Annotated in this window: 14 protein-coding genes; 5 read left to right on the top strand and 9 right to left on the bottom strand. The window is 73.9% G+C overall.

The genetic code is table 11. The annotated features are described in order from the left end of the window. Positions 1-95: 95 nt before the first annotated feature. On the bottom strand, positions 96-2,873 hold the full coding sequence (locus O7605_RS25445) for a DEAD/DEAH box helicase (protein WP_269741496.1): 2,778 nt from the start codon (positions 2,871-2,873) through the stop codon (positions 96-98). A gap of 85 nt (positions 2,874-2,958) precedes the next feature. Here O7605_RS25445 and O7605_RS25440 point away from each other — a divergent pair, with 85 nt between their 5' ends. Beyond that, positions 2,959-3,714 (top strand): HAD family hydrolase, encoded by a 756-nt coding sequence (locus O7605_RS25440; RefSeq protein ID WP_269741495.1) that lies wholly within the window; start codon positions 2,959-2,961, stop codon positions 3,712-3,714. A 108-nt stretch (positions 3,715-3,822) separates the two neighbouring features. On the opposite strand, the gene O7605_RS25435 is transcribed toward O7605_RS25440, so the two are convergent. After that, the gene (locus O7605_RS25435) at positions 3,823-4,755 is read right to left on the bottom strand and encodes a diacylglycerol kinase (protein WP_269741494.1); all 933 of its coding nucleotides are present in this window, start codon (positions 4,753-4,755) and stop codon (positions 3,823-3,825) included. 232 nt (positions 4,756-4,987) lie between these two features. Between O7605_RS25435 and lanKC the strand changes: the two genes are divergently transcribed. The 4 genes from lanKC to O7605_RS25415 all read left to right on the top strand — a co-directional run bounded on the left by lanKC (position 4,988) and on the right by O7605_RS25415 (position 11,281). Next, positions 4,988-7,582: a class III lanthionine synthetase LanKC gene (gene lanKC, locus O7605_RS25430; RefSeq protein WP_269741493.1), complete on the top strand. Its 2,595-nt coding sequence runs from the start codon at positions 4,988-4,990 to the stop codon at positions 7,580-7,582. A 6-nt stretch (positions 7,583-7,588) separates the two neighbouring features. Further along, the gene (locus tag O7605_RS25425) at positions 7,589-7,708 is read left to right on the top strand and encodes a SapB/AmfS family lanthipeptide (RefSeq protein WP_093405935.1); all 120 of its coding nucleotides are present in this window, start codon (positions 7,589-7,591) and stop codon (positions 7,706-7,708) included. 73 nt (positions 7,709-7,781) lie between these two features. Then, a complete protein-coding gene (locus tag O7605_RS25420) occupies positions 7,782-9,509 on the top strand; it encodes an ABC transporter transmembrane domain-containing protein (protein WP_269741492.1) in 1,728 nt (575 codons plus the stop codon). Then, a complete protein-coding gene (locus O7605_RS25415) occupies positions 9,506-11,281 on the top strand; it encodes an ABC transporter ATP-binding protein (protein ID WP_269741491.1) in 1,776 nt (591 codons plus the stop codon). The genes O7605_RS25420 and O7605_RS25415 overlap by 4 nt, the downstream gene beginning before the upstream one ends. 10 nt (positions 11,282-11,291) lie before the next feature. Here the strand turns inward: O7605_RS25415 and O7605_RS25410 are convergent, their stop codons facing one another. The 7 genes from O7605_RS25410 to O7605_RS25380 form a co-directional block, all read right to left on the bottom strand. Then, positions 11,292-11,915 carry a response regulator transcription factor gene (locus O7605_RS25410; protein ID WP_269741490.1) on the bottom strand — a complete coding sequence of 208 codons (624 nt, stop codon included), beginning with the start codon at positions 11,913-11,915 and terminating at the stop codon, positions 11,292-11,294. 78 nt (positions 11,916-11,993) lie between these two features. Next, a complete protein-coding gene (locus O7605_RS25405) occupies positions 11,994-12,587 on the bottom strand; it encodes a response regulator transcription factor (protein WP_269741489.1) in 594 nt (197 codons plus the stop codon). 208 nt (positions 12,588-12,795) lie between these two features. Beyond that, positions 12,796-14,112 carry a hypothetical protein gene (locus O7605_RS25400; RefSeq protein ID WP_269741488.1) on the bottom strand — a complete coding sequence of 439 codons (1,317 nt, stop codon included), beginning with the start codon at positions 14,110-14,112 and terminating at the stop codon, positions 12,796-12,798. 326 nt (positions 14,113-14,438) lie between these two features. After that, positions 14,439-15,389, bottom strand: a complete 951-nt coding sequence (gene tatC / locus O7605_RS25395; protein WP_269741487.1) for a twin-arginine translocase subunit TatC — start codon at positions 15,387-15,389, stop codon at positions 14,439-14,441. 18 nt (positions 15,390-15,407) lie between these two features. Further along, positions 15,408-15,698 (bottom strand): Sec-independent protein translocase subunit TatA, encoded by a 291-nt coding sequence (gene tatA, locus O7605_RS25390; protein WP_269741486.1) that lies wholly within the window; start codon positions 15,696-15,698, stop codon positions 15,408-15,410. A gap of 248 nt (positions 15,699-15,946) precedes the next feature. Beyond that, positions 15,947-16,195 carry a hypothetical protein gene (locus O7605_RS25385; RefSeq protein WP_093405953.1) on the bottom strand — a complete coding sequence of 83 codons (249 nt, stop codon included), beginning with the start codon at positions 16,193-16,195 and terminating at the stop codon, positions 15,947-15,949. A gap of 10 nt (positions 16,196-16,205) precedes the next feature. After that, positions 16,206-17,219 (bottom strand): helix-turn-helix transcriptional regulator, encoded by a 1,014-nt coding sequence (locus O7605_RS25380; RefSeq protein WP_269741485.1) that lies wholly within the window; start codon positions 17,217-17,219, stop codon positions 16,206-16,208. Between the last annotated feature and the right edge of the window lie 25 nt (positions 17,220-17,244).

The raw sequence follows: 17,244 nt of genomic DNA, 5'->3' as shown, positions 1-17,244 counted from the left end.
GCACAACAGGACCCCTGGCCAATTCGGGGGGTGCCGCGGCGGTGACGCAGCGATGCGTCGGTTCCGAGGGTCGACCGGCCGCCGTCGCGGCCGGCTCAGGCCGGTGAGTGGTACGCCAGCACACCCCGGTTGACGTCCTTTATCGCCTGGCGAGCGGTGGCGCGAAGCTCCGTCGAGGCACCACCGGAGTCGGCGAGCTGGCCGAGCAGGTCCACCACCTGGCGGGCCCAGCGGACGAAGTCACCGGCCGGCATCTCGCCGTCGAGTTGCCCGCTGGTCAGCACCTTCGCCAGCGCCTCGCCCCGGGCCCAGCGGTAGACCGGCCAGGCGAAACCCAGATCCGGCTCGCGGGTGACGGCCAACCCGCGCGACGCCTCCTCGGCCTCGATCTCGCTCCACAGCTTGAGGGTCGCGTCGACCGCCTCGGCCACCGCGCCGCGCGGCAGCGAGGCCCGTTCGTCGACGTCGCGGCGGGCCTCGAAGACCACCACCGACACCGCGGCGGCAAGTTCGGCCGGGGACAGCCCGTCCCAGACGCCGCGCCGTAGGCACTCCGCGACGAGCAGGTCCGCCTCCGTCCAGATCCGCCCGAGCATCCGGCCGGCGTCGGTGACGGCGCCGTCGGTGGCGAGGTAGCCGCGCGCGGTGAGCAGCGCGACGATCCGGTCGAAGGTACGCGCCAACGACCCGGTCCGGCCGGCGACCCGCTGCCGCAGCTCCTCGGTGTCGCGTTCCAACCGGCGACGGCGCTCGGCCCAGCGGGCGTGCTCCTCCCGCTCCGGGCAGGCGTGGCAGGGGTGCCGACGCAGTTCGGTGCGCAACTGACTGAGCTGGTGGTCCTCCCCCGACTGCCGGCCTCGGGCCCCCCGGCGGGAGTGCCGGTCCAGCCCGGTGCCGCTGACCTGGGCAGCCAGGTCCCGCCGGGCGGCCGGGTTGCGGTGGTTGAAGTGCTTGGGCACCCGGATTCGGGCCAGCACCTCGGCCGGCGTGGTGAAGTCGCCGGGGCTGATCCGGCCGGCCCAGCGGTCCTGGGTGAGCACCAGCGGGCGCGGCTCGCTGAAGCCGCCGGCCGCCGGGTCGAGCACCACGGCCAGGCCGGCCCGCCGCCCGGACGGCACCCGGATCACGTCACCCACCCGCAGCCGCTCCAGGGCCGCCACCGCCGCCGCCCGGCGCTGGCTCTGCCCCTGCCGGGCGATGGCCCGTTCCCGGTCGGCGATGGCGACGCGCAGCGCGAAGTACTCGTCGAAGTCGCCGTGGTGGCACTCCGCCTCCACGCCGTACGCCTCGATGGTCTCGGTGTTGCGCTGCACCTGCCGGGCCAGCCCGACCACCGAGCGGTCCGCCTGGAACTGCGCGAACGACGACTCCAACAGCGCCCGGGCCGGTTCCGCGCCGACGCTGCCGACCAGGTTCACCGCCATGTTGTACGACGGTCGGAAGCTGGACCGCAGCGGGTACGTGCGGGTGGAGGCCAGACCGGCCACGTGCCGGGGGTCGGTCTCCGGAGACCACACCACCACGGCGTGCCCCTCCACGTCGATGCCCCGGCGCCCGGCCCGCCCGGTGAGCTGGGTGTACTCCCCCGGGGTCAGGTCGACATGCGCCTCGCCGTTGTACTTGACCAGGCGTTCCAGCACCACGCAGCGGGCCGGCATGTTGATGCCCAGCGCGAGGGTCTCGGTGGCGAAGACCGCCTTGACCAGCCCACGGACGAAAAGCTCCTCAACCACCTCCTTGAACGCCGGCAGCATCCCGGCGTGGTGCGCGGCCAGCCCGCGCTCCAGCCCGTCGAGCCACTCCCAGTAGCCGAGCACCGACAGGTCCTCGCCGGGGATCGCGGTGACCCGGGACTCCACCACCCGGCGGATCTCCGCCCGCTCCTCGGGCGAGGTGAGCCGCAGCCCGGCGGCGAGGCACTGCTGCACCGCGGCGTCGCAGCCGGCCCGGCTGAAGATGAACAGGATCGCCGGCAGCAGTCCCTCGCGGTCCAGCCGGTCGACGATGTCGGGGCGCAGCGGCCCGCGCCAGCGGGGACCGCGCCGGCCGGCACCGAAGCCGGCGGAGCGGCCCTCGCCGAGATCCAGCCGGCGTACCGTGTCGCGGGTGTAGCGCAGCAGCTCCGGGTGCACGTCGTGCTTGCGGGCGGCGGCGGCGTCGTGGAACAGGTCGAACATCCGCTTGCCGACCAGCATGTGCTGCCACAACGGCACCGGCCGGTGCTCGCTGACCACCACGGTGGTCTCGCCCCGGACGGTGATCAACCAGTCGGCGAACTCCTCGGCGTTGGAGACCGTCGCCGACAGCGACACCAGGGTCACCGAGGCGGGCAGGTGGATGATGACCTCCTCCCACACCCCGCCACGGAACCGGTCGGCCAGGTAGTGCACCTCGTCCATCACCACGTACGCCAGGCCTTCGAGGGTGGCCGAGCCGGCGTACAGCATGTTGCGCAGCACCTCGGTGGTCATCACCACCACCGGGGCGTCGCCGTTGATGGCGTTGTCGCCGGTGAGCAGCCCCACCTGCGCGGCGCCGTACCGGTCGACCAGGTCGTGGTACTTCTGGTTCGACAGCGCCTTGATCGGCGTGGTGTAGAAGCACTTGCGCCGGGCCCCGTCGGCCGGTTCCGGCCGCCCGGGCGCACCCCGCAACGCCAGGTGTACGGCGAACTCGCCGACCACGGTCTTGCCGGCACCGGTCGGCGCGCACACCAGGACGCCGCTGCCCCGCTCCAAGGCCTGGCAGGACTCCCGCTGGAAGTCGTCGAGATCGAACCCCAGATCGGAGGTGAACTCTTCAAGCGCCGGGAACTGTGAGGCCTGGGCGGCCCGGCGGCGCGCCGCGGCGTACCGCTCGGCGGGGCTCGACATGCCCCAAGATTAGTGCCTGCCCCCGACTGGCATCGGGCAAGGCCGAGCGCCGGGGCGGTCCGAGTGGGTCGGTAGGGTGCACCACGTGCCGGATCATGCCGAACCGACCAGCCCCGTACCCGACATCGACGATCGGGGCCCCTCCCGTCGGCGGGTGCGGGCGGTGCTGTTCGACTTCCACGGCACCCTCGCGCAGGTGGAGGAGGCCGGCCAGTGGGTGCTGGCCGCCGCGTCGGCATGCGGCGTGGACCTGGACCGGGCGCGCGCGACCGCCCTGGCCGACCGGCTGCTCACCGCCGGCCGCGCCGGTGGGCCGCTGCCCGCCCGGGTACCGCCGCACCTGGCCGAGCTCTGGGCCGACCGGGATCTCTACGAGCACGCCCACCGGGGCGCCTACACCGGGCTGGCCGACACCGTCGACGCCGGCATCGAGGGCTTCGCCGAGGCGCTGTACGAACGGCTGCTGGTGCCGCAGGGCTGGGTGCCCTACCCCGACGCCGCGCCGACCCTCGCCGCCCTGCGGGCCGCCGACGTCCGGGTGGCCGTGGTCAGCAACATCGGCTTCGACATCCGGCCCCTCTTCGACGCCTGGGGACTTGCCGAACTGGTCGACGCCCACGTGCTGTCGTACGAGGTGGGCCGGTGCAAGCCCGACCCGGCGATCTTCTGGCGGGCCTGCGGCCTGCTCGGCGTCGACCCCGAGGAGGCGCTCATGGTCGGCGACTCCCCCGCCGACGCCGGTGCCGTCGCCGCCGGCTGCGCGGCACTGATCCTCCCCGCCGCCGACCCCGGCCGCCCCAACTCCCTCGGCACCGTCCTCGACCTCCTCCCCACCCCCTGACACACCCCACCCACCCTCCGACCCGCGATCATGCAGTTGTGGCACCCGATTAGCCCGGCTATGCACCTTTTGTCGTGTGCCACAGATGCATGATCACGGGGCCCGCGGTCAGCGGAGGAGGTGCAGGGCGGCGGGGGTGGCGGTGACGGTCAGCGGGAGGGGGAGGGAGCGTTCGCCGTCGGCGTAGGTGGTGATGCCGTGGGCGGCGAGGGTGACGGTGCGGGCCTGGTAGGTGCGCACCAGCGGGTGGGTGACGTGGGTGCCGGCGTAGATGCGCGGCTTGACCCGGATCAGGGTACGTCGGTCGAACCGGCCGCCGACCACCACGTCGAGCAGGCCGTCGGTCGGGTCCGCGTCGGGGCAGATCCGCATCCCGCCGCCGTAGCTGGCGCCGTTGCCGACCGCCACCAGGACCGCGTCGACCTCGATCCGCTCGCCGTCGAGGGTGAGGGTGTACCGCCGTGGCCGTAGCTTGGCCAGCTCGACCAGGATGGCCAGGTCGTAGCGGCGTGGACCGCGCGGCCAGCGCATCCGGTTGGCCCGCTCGTTGACGATCGCGTCGAAGCCGGCCGCCAGCACCGCGCCGTACCAGCGGGCCGTGCCGTCGGCCCCGGTCATCCGGGCCAGGTCGACCGGCCGGCTGCGTCCCTCGCGCAGCGCCGCCGCGATGACGTCGACGGCCGCCCGGGGATCGGCCGGGAACCCGGTCTCCACCGCGAAGTCGTTGCCGGTACCCGCCGGCACCGGCCCGAACGGCACCGGGGTGCCGGCGACAGCCTGCATCGCCCGGTGCACCGTGCCGTCGCCACCCACCGCGACCAGGGCGCCGATCCCCTCCGCCACGGCGGCCCGGCAGGCCGCCTCGGCCTCGACCGCGCTGCCGGCCCGCAGCAGCCGCACCGGCCGGTCGGCGGCCGCGAGCCCGTCCAGCAGGTCCGGCAGCAGTCCTCGGTGCCGGCCACGGCCGGCGGACGGGTTGGTCAGCACGGCGACCGGTCCGCCGGGCACCCAAGGGTGATCGTCTGAGGTCACGGCCAGCACCGTACCCGCCCGGACCGGCCCGGGTGCGACGGTGCCGACCCGGCGGCGGCTCGCGCCGGCGGGGCGAAACCGGACAGTCCCGCCGCTACGCCGCAACTGTCATTTGTCACGACCGGTCGTGCGGCACGCATTCATCTCAATGACTGAAAACACTAGGGACGCCATAGGCCGAACGGACAGACTCGAATCCATCGACAGGACCACAGCCGACAGGCGGACGGGAGGCGACACAGTGGACGAGCGCTACGACAGCTACTGCGCCGCCGACCCGCTGTTCTACGACTCCCTCGGCAGCGCCGTCGCGCAGCCCACCTTCCCCGCGGCGACCCGGCCGCTGCCGGCGGGTTGGCGCCGGGAGTCGCTCGACGACTGGCTCATCCACGCCCCGGACGGCGAGCGCCTGCCGCAGCAGGGCTGGAAGGTGCACGTGTCGGCCACGGTCGCCAACGCCGACCGGGTGCTGGACACCGTCTGGGACTACTGCGTACCCCGGGGCCTGTCGTTCAAGTTCCTGCGCGGCCCCCGCACCCTGCTGCTGCGCAACTCCAAGTACGCTGCCCGGGCCGCCAGCGGCAAGTTCGTGACCGTCTACCCTCGCGACGACGCCGAACTCGAACTGGTCTGCAAGGAACTCGACGAGCTGCTCACCGGCGAGGCCGGCCCGTACATCCTCAGCGACCTGCGGTACGCGGCCGGGCCGGTGTACGTCCGCTACGGCGGCTTCGCCGCCCGGTACTGCCACTCCCCCGACGGCCAGGTGGTCCCGGCGGTCGAGGACGAGACCGGCACGCTGGTGCCGGACCGCCGCGACCCGGTCTTCCACCTGCCGTCCTGGGTGGCGCTGCCCGACTTCCTCGCGCCGCACCTGGCCGCGCGCAACGCGACCAGCACCGACGAGGTCCCTTACCAGATCGAGAAGGTCATCCACTTCTCCAACGGTGGCGGCCTGTACGTCGGACGCGACCGGCGCACCGACACCCAGCTGGTGTTCAAGGAGGCCCGGCCGCACGCCGGCCTGGACGCCGACGGCACCGACGCCGTCACCCGGCTCGCCCGGGAGGCCGCCGTCCTGCGCCAGCTCGCCGACCTGCCGCAGGTGCCGCGGGTGCACGACGAGTTCGCCCTGGGTGACCACCGGTTCCTCGCCCTGGAGTTCATCGAGGGCCGCCCGCTGAACAAGGTCCTGGTCGACCGTTACCCGCTGATCGACGCCGACGCGACCGACGACGACCGCGCCGCGTACGCGAGCTGGGCGCTGGACGTGCACCGCCAGGTCGACGAGGTCGTCCGGGCGATCCACGCGCGCGGCCTGGTCTACGGCGACCTGCACCTGTTCAACATCATGCTGCGTCCGGACGACCGGGTCGCGCTGGTCGACTTCGAGGTGGCCGCCCCGGTCGACGGGCACCGCCGGCCGGGCCTGCGCAACCAGGGCTTCGCCGCGCCCCGGGGACGCACCGGCGTGGCCGTCGACCACTACGCCCTGGCCTGCCTGCGGCTGGCCCTGTTCCTGCCGCTGACCCAGCTGGTCCGCCTCGTCCCGGCGAAGGCGGCACACCTGGCCGACATCATCGCCGACGCCTTCCCGGTGCCGAGAGACTTCCTCGACGCGGCGGTAGCGGAGATCACCGCTGCGGAAGCCGAGCTCGGGAACCGCGTCCCACCCACCACCGACGTCCCCTCCGTCGACCGGGACCGGCTGGCCCGCGCCATCCTGACCAGCGCCACGCCCGCCCGCACCGACCGGCTGTTCCCCGGTGACATCGAGCAGTTCCGCAGCGGCGGGCTCAACCTCGCCCACGGGGCGGCCGGCGTGCTGTACGCGTTGCACCAGGGCGGCGCCGGCCGGTGGCCGGAACACGAGCAGTGGCTGGTCCGCCAGGCCACCTCACCGCCGTCGGGCACCCGGTGCGGCTTCTACGACGGCCTGCACGGCGTCGCGTACGCCCTGGAGGTGCTCGGTCGCCGGCAGGACGCGCTCGACGTGCTCGACATCTGCCTCCGCGAGTCGACGACCGGGCTGGACCACAGTCTGGCCGGCGGGCTGGCCGGCATCGCCCTGAACCTGGCCGAGCTGGGCGGGCGTACCGGCGAACCGGCGCTGCGGGAGGCGGCCTGGCAGGTCACCGGAGAGTTGGTGGAACGGCTCGCCGACGACCCCGGCGGCGAGGTCAGCGGCGGGCGACACCCGTACGCCGGGCTGCTGCGCGGCCGGACCGGCGCGGCGCTGCTGCTGGTGCGCCTGTACGAGCTGACCGGCGATCCGGACCTGCTCGACCACGCCGCCATTGCGCTGCGCCAGGACCTGCGCCGCTGCGTGGTCCGACCCGACGGCGCGCTGGAGGTCAACGAGGGTTGGCGCACCATGCCCTACCTGGGCCAGGGCAGCGTCGGCATCGGGCTCGTCCTCGACCAGTACCTGCGCCACCGCGGCGACGAGCAGTTCGCCGAGGCGAGCGCCGGGGTGCGTCGCGCCGCCCGGTCGCCGTTCTACGCGCAGTCCGGTCTCTTCGCCGGGCGGGCCGGCATCATCGCCTACCTCGCCGCCCACCGTGACGACACGCAGCTGCGCCACGAGATGGAGGGCCAGGTCCGGCGGCTGGGCTGGCACGCCCTGCCGTACCGGGACGGCACCGCCTTCCCCGGCGAGCAGTTGCTACGGCTGTCCATGGACCTGGCCACCGGCACCGCGGGCGTCCTGCTGGCGCTGGCCACCACCCGACGTGACGCCCCGACGACCCTGCCCTTCCTCGCGCCCCTCACCGGCGCACCGGACTCCCCCGCGACAGCGGGGGCGACCCTGACCCCGACGCCCGATGGGAGGTGACACGACATGGCGCTCCTCGACCTTCAGGGACTGGAGGCGGCTCCGGCCGACCGGACCGGCGGTGGTAGCCGGGCGAGCCTGCTGCTCTGCGGCGACAGCTCGCTGTCCGTGACGACCTGCAACTGATCGGACCGCACCACGCGAGGCCCTGGACGGTTACCTGACCGTCCAGGGCCACGCCGTACGACCGGGAGGACCGATGCGAACGCTGGCCGGCGCGGACCGCCTGCTGTTCCGGGTGGTCCGAGACGGTGGCGGCTGGACCGTCACGCTGGTGGTGGTGGCGCTGGCCGGTGCCGCCGCCGAACTGGCCCTGCCCGCGGTGCTGGGGCTGGCCGTGGACGCCGCCGTCGGTGGTGACGCCGCCCACCGATGGCCGCTGGTCGCCTGCCTCCTCGTCGTCGTCCTGCTGGTCACCGACGTCCTCGGTGACCTGGCTGGCGGGTACGGCGCCGCCCGGGCCACGGCCCGGCTCCGCCGGAGGCTGCTGCGGCACCTGTTCGCGCTGGACGTCCGGGCCGTGCGCCGTTTTCCGGTCGGTGACCTGGTCGGCCGGTTGGCCGGACAGGCCGCCGACACCGGGCAGGCCGGCAACGCCGTGGCACTCGGCGGGATCGCCGTCCTGCCGCCGCTGGGCAGCGTCGTGGCGCTGTTCCTGCTGGAGCCCGTGCTCGGCTTCACTCTCCTCGCCGGGCTGGCCGTGCTGACCGTCCTCATGGCCACGTTCGTCACCGACGCCTCGGCGGTTGTCACCGCGTACCAGCGGGTGCTCGGGGCGATCGCCGGCCGGCTGCAGGAGGCACTCGGTGGTGCCCGTACCATCGCCGCGGCCGGCACCACCGACCTCGAGTGCGACCGGGTGCTGGCGGCGTTGCCCGACCTGCGCGGCCACGGCCGGTCCGGCTGGCGGTTGCTGGCCCGGGCCAACGCCCGCGTCGCGGCCGTGGCACCGCTGCTCCAGGTCGCCGTCGTCGCCGTCGGCGGGTACGCGCTGAGCGTCGGCTGGCTCACCGCCGGCCAACTGGTCGCCGCCGTGCAGTACGCCGCGCTCGGCGCCGGGCTGGGTGCGGTGCTGGCCACCCTCAACCGGCTGGTCCGTAGCCGGGCAGCGGCCCGCCGGATCGCCGAGCCGCTGTCCTGTCCGGTGCGTCCCGGTGGCAACGAGCCGTTGCCGCCCGGCGGCGGTCACCTGCGGCTGCGCGGGGTCGGTGTCCGCGCCGACGACCGGGCGGTCCTGGACGCCATCGACCTGGACGTGCCCGCCGGTCGCACGGTGGCCGTGGTCGGGCGTTCCGGGGCCGGCAAGTCCGCCCTCGCCGCCGTGGCCGGGCGGTTGTACGACCCGGACAGCGGCGAGGTGCTGTTGGACGGGGTACCACTGGCCCGCCTCGACCGGGCCGCGCTGCGTCGGGCGGTCGGTCACGCCTTCGACCGTCCGGTGCTGGTCGGTGAGACGGTGCACGACGCGATCGGGCTCGGTCTGCCGGAACGGTCGGCCCGGCCGCCCTCGACCGGTGCGCCGGCCACCGCCGCCGTGCTGGCGGCGGCCCGGTCCGCGCAGATCGACGGGGTGGTGGCCCGGCTGCCCGACGGGTTCCGCACCCGGACCGTGGACGCACCGCTGTCCGGAGGTGAGACCCAGCGCCTCGGGTTGGCTCGCGCGTTCCACGCCGAGCGGCTGCTCATCCTCGACGACGCCACGTCCAGCCTGGACACCGCCACCGAACATCGGATCACCCGCGCCTTGACCGGCCGGGACGCAGGGCGTACCCGCCTGGTGGTCACCCACCGGGTGGCGACGGCCGCCGCGGCCGACCTGGTCGCCTGGCTCGACGCCGGTCGGCTGCGCGCGTTGGCCCCGCATCGGCGACTCTGGACGGACCCGGACTACCGGGCGGTGTTCGCGGAGGACGGTGTCCCCCGGTGATCGGTCCGGGCGTTGGTCGGACGACGTGGCGGGCGTTGCGGGCCCGTCGCCGGGACGTCGGCCGGCTCGCCGCCTGGTCGGCGGTGGAGTCCCTGCCGGCGCTGCTCGCCGGGCTGCTCGTCGCCCGCGCCGTCGACCAGGGTTTCCTGGCCGGCCGGTTCACCACCGGCGTGGCCTGGCTCGGCGGACTCGCGGTGGCCGTCCTGCTCGGCGCGGCGGCGACCGGGCGCGTCTACCGGAGCCTGGGTGACGTGGTGGAACCGTTCCGCGACGAGCTGGCCCGTCTGGTGGTCCACGGCGCGTTGCACGACGCCACCCGGACCGGCGCTCACCCGGACAGCGCTCCGGTGGCCCGCCTCACCCACCACGTGGAGATCGTCCGGGACACCTTCGGTGGCCTGGTCATGGTGGTACGCGGCTTCCTGTTCACCGCCGGAGCGGCCCTGCTCGGCCTGCTGGCCCTGGATGCCACGGTCGCGGCGCTGGTGGCGGCCCCGCTGCTCGTGGGGCTTGTCGTCTTCGCCGCCGCGCTCCCGTCGATGCTGGCGCACCAGCGGACCCAGGTGCGAGCCGGCGAGGCGCTCGGCCGGTCGGCGGCGACCGCGCTGACCGGTCACCGCGACGTGCTCGCCTGCGGTGCCGAGGAACGCACGGTGGCCGAGGTCGACCGCAGGGTCGGCGACCACGCCGACGCCGAGCGGACGCTGGCCCGGATGTCCGCGCTACGCAGCTTGAGCCTCGGCCTGGGCGGCTGGCTGCCGGTGGTGGTCCTGCTGCTCGCCGCGCCGTGGCTGGTGCGGCGCGGACTGACCACCGGCGCGGTGCTCGGCGCGTTGGTCTACGTCACCACCAGCCTGCAACCCGCGCTGCACGCCCTGGTGCAGGGGCTCGGTGGTGGAGGGCTGCGCTACGCCGTCACCCTGGAACGGATCCTGCGCACCTGCCGGCCCCCGTCGCGGCGCGACCGGGCGGCCACCCCCGGCCCGGACCCGGCGGGCGGCACCCCGGCGGTCCGGTTGTCCGACCTGACCTTCCGGTACGGGCCCGGTGCCCGGCCGATCCTGGCCGGCTTCTCGCTGACCCTGCCCGAGGGAGAACATCTGGCGGTGGTGGGACCCAGCGGCACCGGCAAGTCCACCCTGGCCGGGCTGGTCGCCGGGCTGATCGAGCCGGAACGCGGCACGGTCCGTCTCGCCGGTCGCCCGGTGGCCCCCCTCGGTCGAACCGACCTGGCCGCGCTACGGGTGCTCGTGCCGCAGGAGGCGTACGTGTTCACCGGTTCCCTGGCCGACAACCTCCGCTACCTGAGTCCGGACGCCGACGACAGGGCCGTCGAGACCGCGCTGGCCCGGCTCGGTGCCGACGCTCTCGCGCGGCGGCTCGGCGGCCTCGCCGCCACGATCGACCCGACCACGCTCTCCGCCGGTGAACGGCAACTTGTCGCCGCCGTACGCGCCTACCTGGCCCCCGCCCCGCTGGTCATCCTGGACGAGGCGACCTGTCACCTGGACCCGACGCTGGAGGCCACCGTCGAGTCGGCCTTCGCCCGACGACCGGGCACCCTGGTCGTCATCGCCCACCGGATCAGTTCCGCCGTCCGCGCCCGACGGGTGCTGGTGTTCGACGAGGACGGACCGCTGGACGGCAGCCATCAGGAACTGCTGGCCCGCTCGCCCGGCTACCGCGACCTGGTCGGGCACTGGGACGGTGTGGCGGCGGCGGGCGGCGGCGCCGACCGTACCGCCGACCGGGTCGCCGCGCCCCGCGGCTGACCTTCGGCGGTCAGATCCAGCCGGCGTCGCGGGCCACCTGGACCGCCTCGACTCGGGTGCGCCCGCCCGTCTTCCGGATGATCCGGCCGAGATGATTACGGACGGTCCCAGGGGCCAGACCGAGCGAACCAGCCACCTCGGCGACCGGCGCGCCGCCGGCGGTCAGGTCGAGGATCTGCGCCTCACGCGCAGTGAGTGGGTTCTCCCGGTGCAGCGCTGCCAGCACCAGATCCGCGTCGACCACCGGCTCGCCACGGGACAGCCGGCGGATCCCGTCGACCACCCGGTGCGGCGGAACGTCGCTGCCGAGGACGCCGACGGTTCGGGACGGGGTGAGCGTCCGGTACAGGCTCCCGGCCCGACGCGGCTCGGCGAGCACCAGCAGCGGACAGCAGCCGGTCGCCGGCAGCCCTTCGACGAGGTCGAGGTCGACCACCGCGACGTCCGGCCGACGGCTACGGATCGTCCAGGTGACCACGTCACCCCGGGCCACCTCCGCCACCACGCTGATGTCGTCCTCCGCGGCGAGCACGAAGGACAGGGCACCCCGAACCAGGGCACCGTCGATAGCGAGCAGGGTACGGATCACCGCAGGCTCTCCGAACTCGTCGGCTGGATCACGGACCGTCAGCATTCAAACACGCCCCGGCTGGTTCCGCCCGTCGGCGGGCGGTGGTGGGCTGGGGCCGCCGGGCGGCGACCCCAGCCACGGTCACATCCAGCCGTCACGGCGCGCGAGCAGGACCGCCTCCATCCGGTTGCGGGCGCCGGTCTTGCGCATGATCGCCGACAGGTGGTTACGCACCGTGCCGTGCGCCAGGAACAGCCGGTGGGCGATCTCCTTGAGCGGCAGCCCCTCGGCGGCCATCCGCAGCACCTCGGCCTCCCGAGGCGTCAGCGGGCCCGTGGCGGGACGCAGCGCCGTCGCGGCGGCGGCCACGTCGATGACCCGTTCCCCCGCCGCGAGCGCCCGCACCGTCCGGACCAGCTCGTGCAGCGGCTCGTCCTTGCCGACCAACCCCTGCGCTCCGGCCGTCAACGCCTCCGTCACCAGGCCCCGGCTCCACCGGTCACTGAGGGCCAGCACCGCTGTCGCGGGTGCCGCCCCGATGATCTCGGAGATCACCGCCACCGGCTCGGGAACACCCGACGCCAGATCCACGAGCACCACGTCCGGCAGGTGTCGACGCACCAACGCGGGCAGGTCACCGATGCCCGTCGCCTCGGCGACGACCTCGATGTCCGCCTCACCCGCCAGCGCCGCGCACAACGCACTGCGCAGCAGCCCCATACTTTCGCCAATCACAACGCGGATCACCACGTAGCTCCGATCTGAGGTACGCGCGGCGCGGCGACTGCCGGTCCCCTGGACGGGACCACGCAGGTCGGCCCCGCGCGAACGGACTGGGCCCGGCCCGTGGGACGTCGGCTGCACGACGGCCCCGGGCACCCGTACGACCACGCCGGGCGACCAGCCGGTGGAATCCCGGCGGCGCGGGCGGGTCAGGGCGGACTCAGCCGGGTCGGGCGCTCACGCCGGGGAAACGGCCCGCGTACCTGCGGGGCGCGGGGACATCGGTCCGAGCGTTGACTGTCGGCGGCACCTGGCACCCGTCGAGGACCATTCCCCGCAGTGGTGCGGGGCCGCCGTCGGCTCCGGTGACACCGTCGCCAGCGGGCGGATGAGGACGCTGCGGTAGGCGGGTCGGTGACTGCGTCAACCCGGATCCGGCTTCCGGGGTGCCGGCGGAGAACCGAGGCCAGCCGAGCGACACCCCGGCCACGGGAACAGCCGGCGTCACCTCGTGCGGCGGTGTGGCCCTCGGTGCCGCGGGCGGCGGATCAGGTGCCAGCGATCGAGCCGGCGGCGGCACACCCGCGACAGGGGCGGTGACCGACGTCCACGACGTCGGTTCACCCCCGGTGTACGGCCCGGCAGCGGAACCTGGCGGCAGCACGGGAAGTGTGCCGGTGACCAGGTCCGGGAGCTGCGTGAGCGGCGTCGTTACCGTTGCCACCCCGGAGCCCACCACCGCGACGGCCGCGACCAGCACCGGTCGCAGAACAGCCTGCGACAGCACGACGACGGCTTCCGTCGCGGGCAGCGCCGCCAAAGCTGTCCCGGGCAGCGCCGCAAGGCCCGTCGCGGGCAGCGCCGTCAAAGCTGTCCCGGGCAGCGCCGCAAGGCCCGTCGCGGGCAGCGCCGCCAATGCCGTCGCGGCGTCGCCCGGGACGGGCGGAGCAACCAGGCCGGTCGCGGGCCGGGTGACCTCCGGCGGGGGCGGCAGCGCCAGGCCCGGCTCCGGCGCCGGAGGCCGGTCGCCGACGATCGGCACGGTCGACCGGCTCGGCGGCGTCACGGGCGTACGCCCGACCGGCCCGGAGCCCTTCGACGACCCGTCGCGCGGCGTCCGGGCAGCCACCGCACGGTGACCCGGTGTGTCGCTGGTCAGGGACGGGTCAGCCGGTGAGCGGCTGCCCGGTGACGGGTCGACGGGACCGTCGGGCGTCGGTACTCGACCGGTACGCGTGGTCGCCGGTGGCCGCGCCGGGCGGCCGCCGCGCGCCCCGCCTTCGTCGGCACGACGGTCGTCATCCCGCCGACCGGTGACCGGCAAGCCCCGCGTCGAACTCCGGCCCTCGCCGGAACGCCGGACGTCCGGGCGTTCGACGAGGCCGGTGACCAGTTCGTCGAGGGGCGAGGTGGGCCGGTCACGTTCGCGTTCCTGCCGATCCGCGCCGGCCGAGGGCACACCGACGCTGTCCGCACTGGCCGGGTCGCTCGACAGGGCACCGATGAGCAGGCCGACGCCCACGGCGGCGGCTCCCATGACGGCGAGACGGGCGACGGCGACCGCTGGGCGCGCTGGCGAGGCGTCGGGCCCCCGCCGGACGGCGGGCGGACGGCGAAACGTCGGACGACGCACAGAGCCTCTCTCTCGCCGGGAACGTCGACTTATCGTATTCAGCCCCTTACCCGGTCGCTGACCGTGAGCAACCCGTTGACGGATTGCCGACTCTCCGGCTGACGGTGGCGCTGCTGTCGGGTAACCGGTGCGGCCACACCGGGGTTCGACCGCCGATCGCGGTCACCGAAAACGCGGCAAGCCTTCCACCCCGGGAAGGCTTGCCGCGTGCATCCGTCACACGTCGCGCGTCAGGTCACGTCGTCATACCGTCGGTCGATCGGAGCCGGCGCGTCGACAGGTGCGGGGGCGTCGATCGGGCCGCTCGCGTCGACCCGCTGCCCCGCCTCGACCGGCTCCCGGTCGAACTCCAGCGGGGAGACCTCGTCGTCGTCGATGCCGGCATAGATCTCCTTGCCGCGTCCCCGGCGCTTGTCGTTGAGGAACGCGACGCCGACCGCGGCGAAATAGAGCGCGCACAGGCACAACGCCAGCGCGCTCATGCCGAACGGGTCCGGCGTGGGGGTGACCACCGCCGAGAAGGCGAAGAAGACGAACACGGCGACCCGCCACCAGCTGAGCAGCCGCTTCGCGCTGGCGATGCCGACGAAGTTGAGCATCAACACGATCAACGGAAACTCGAACGCCACCCCGAACATCAGAATCAGGTTGGTGATGAACGATATGTAGCGGGTGATGTCGAGCGTGGTGTTGATGTCATCGCCCGAGATCTCCAGCAGGAACTCCAGCCCCTTCGAGGCGACGAAGTACGCCAGCACGGCGCCGGCCGCGAACAACGGTGCGGCCAGGGCGGTGAAGGCGTACGCGTACCGCCGCTCGTGCCGGTGCAGGCCCGGTGCGATGAAGGCCCACAACTGGTAGAGCCAGACCGGCGCGGCGAGGATCAGACCGACCCACAGACCGATCTTCAGGTTCAGCAGGAACAGGTCCGCCGGACCGAGCTGGACGAAGTTGCACCGGCCGTCGGGCAGTTGACTGCCGGGCAACTGGCAGTAGGGCTGGGACAGCAACTCACGGACGGGGCCGGCCAGCCAGAGACCGAAGCCGAAGCCGATCAGGATGCCCAGCGACGCCTTGAACAGCCGGTTGCGTAGCTCGCGGATGTGCTCGACGAGGGTCATCGAGCCGTCGGCGGCCCGCTCGAAGCTGCTCGGTCCGCGCTTGCTGAGTCCGAAGGCCACGATTACCGGACCCGGGGGTCAGTTCTCGCGGACGCGCTGCACCGGGTCGACGACCGGCTGCTGCACGGTGCCCTGGTAGGGCTGCTGCTGCGGTGCCGGCTGCTGCGGCGGGTACGGCTGGTAGCCGGCCTGCGCGTCGGCCTTGCCGGCGAGGTCGCGGTCGTCGTCGGCCAGGCTCTTCGTCTCGGCCTTGATGATCCGCAGCGAGCGGCCGAGGGACCGGGCGGCGTCGGGGAGCCGCTTCGCGCCGAAGAGCAGGATCAGCACGACCACGAGTACGGCGATGTGCCAGGGCTTGAGGGCATGCATGGAGGGCTCCAGTCGCACTGTGTCGATGAGGGTGGTTCCGCAGCCCATCGTACGTGCGACGACGGCCATTGCCACCCGCCGGGGCGGTGGTGGTTCGTCCCGGCGGGTGAAGTCTCGGCCAACCGCGAGTGTCCCGTCAACCGTGCGGCTGGATCATTCTGCGCGAAGCCGCGACGCCGTGTGCAGCAGCACGCACCGTACGGGCAGGAATGCGCACCGCGCGGGATGTGACGCCGGTGGAACGGCCCTCAGTCGCCGCGACGCGCCTTGATCACGGTGAGCCGCTGCTGGGTCGTCTCAAGCCGGCTCTGCAAGCCCTCCGCCCGCTGCTGGAGACTCTCCGCCGCCTCGCGCAGCGCGGTCGCCTCGTCGGCCCGTCGCTGCAACGCCAGCGCCGCCCGGCGCAGCCGGGGCAGTCGCGCCAGCACGGGTCGTACCGCCAGCGCGAGCAGAACCAACGGCACCAGCACGAGCGCGAGCACGATCCACTTCAGCACGCCGGCCAGCCTACTGCCTGTCGCCGGCCGCCGCCGGATTCGCGTCGGCCGGCACCGGGTGGGCGTACGCCTCCAGGGCCGCCACCGCCGACTCGTGGATCTGCCCGGCCAACTCGGCCGGCGCGACGACCTCGACGTCCGGGCCGAGACCCAGCACGAACCGACGGGCCCAGCCGAGATCGGTCACGCGCAGCGACACCAACCACCGCTCGCCGTCGGACTCGACCCGCTCACACGGGTAGTACTCGGTGATCCACCGTTCGCCCCGACCGATCCGCAACGTGATCAGGGGCAGGTCGGGCGAGGGCCGGAACGCCCCGTGACGCAGGTCGTGCGGTTGGGCCTGCGGGGGTACCACGGCGGGTTCGGCCAACGCGGTCACCGCGTCGATCCGGTCGGCCCGGAACAGCCGCACCGCCTCGGCGCGGCGGCACCACGCCTCCACGTACGTCCGGCCACCAATCATCAGCACCCGCAGCGGGTCGATGACCCGCTCGGTGGTCTCGTCCCGGGCCGGCGTGTAATACGTGATCCGCAACGCGCGACCGCCCTCCACCGCGGCCCGCAACTGTTCCACCCGCCCGGTGTCACCGGGCAGCCGCACCTCGACCGGCGCGGCGACCAGGTCACCCGCCGCGTCCTCGATCTTCGCGAGGGCCCGCTCGACCGCTTCCCGGTTCGCCACCCCGGGCGTCTCGGCAAGCATCCGCAACGCCACCACCAGCGCCAGTGCCTCATCCGGGGTGAGCCGCAGCGGCCGGTCGATGCCCGCGTCGTAGGTGATGGTCACCCGGTCACCGTCGAAGGCCATGTCGATCAGGTCGCCCGGGCCGTACCCGGGCAGCCCGCAGACCCACAACAGCTCCAGGTCCTCGCGTAGCTGCCGCTCGGTGACACCCAGGTCACCGGCCGCCTCGGCGATCTCGATCCCGGGCCGGGCGAGCAGGTACGGCACCAGGTTCAGCAGCCGGGCCAGCCGGTCCGCCGAGGCCCGGGATCCGGCCCGTGGCGCCACACCGCTCACCGGGACCACCCTCCGCGCACCACCG

Origin of the sequence: Verrucosispora sp. WMMA2121, from assembly GCF_027460185.1 — a bacterium.
Classification (GTDB): Bacteria; Actinomycetota; Actinomycetes; order Mycobacteriales; family Micromonosporaceae; genus Micromonospora; species Micromonospora palythoicola.
Note: the sequence above shows the minus strand (reverse complement) of the source record. Positions and strands in the feature narration are given on the sequence as shown.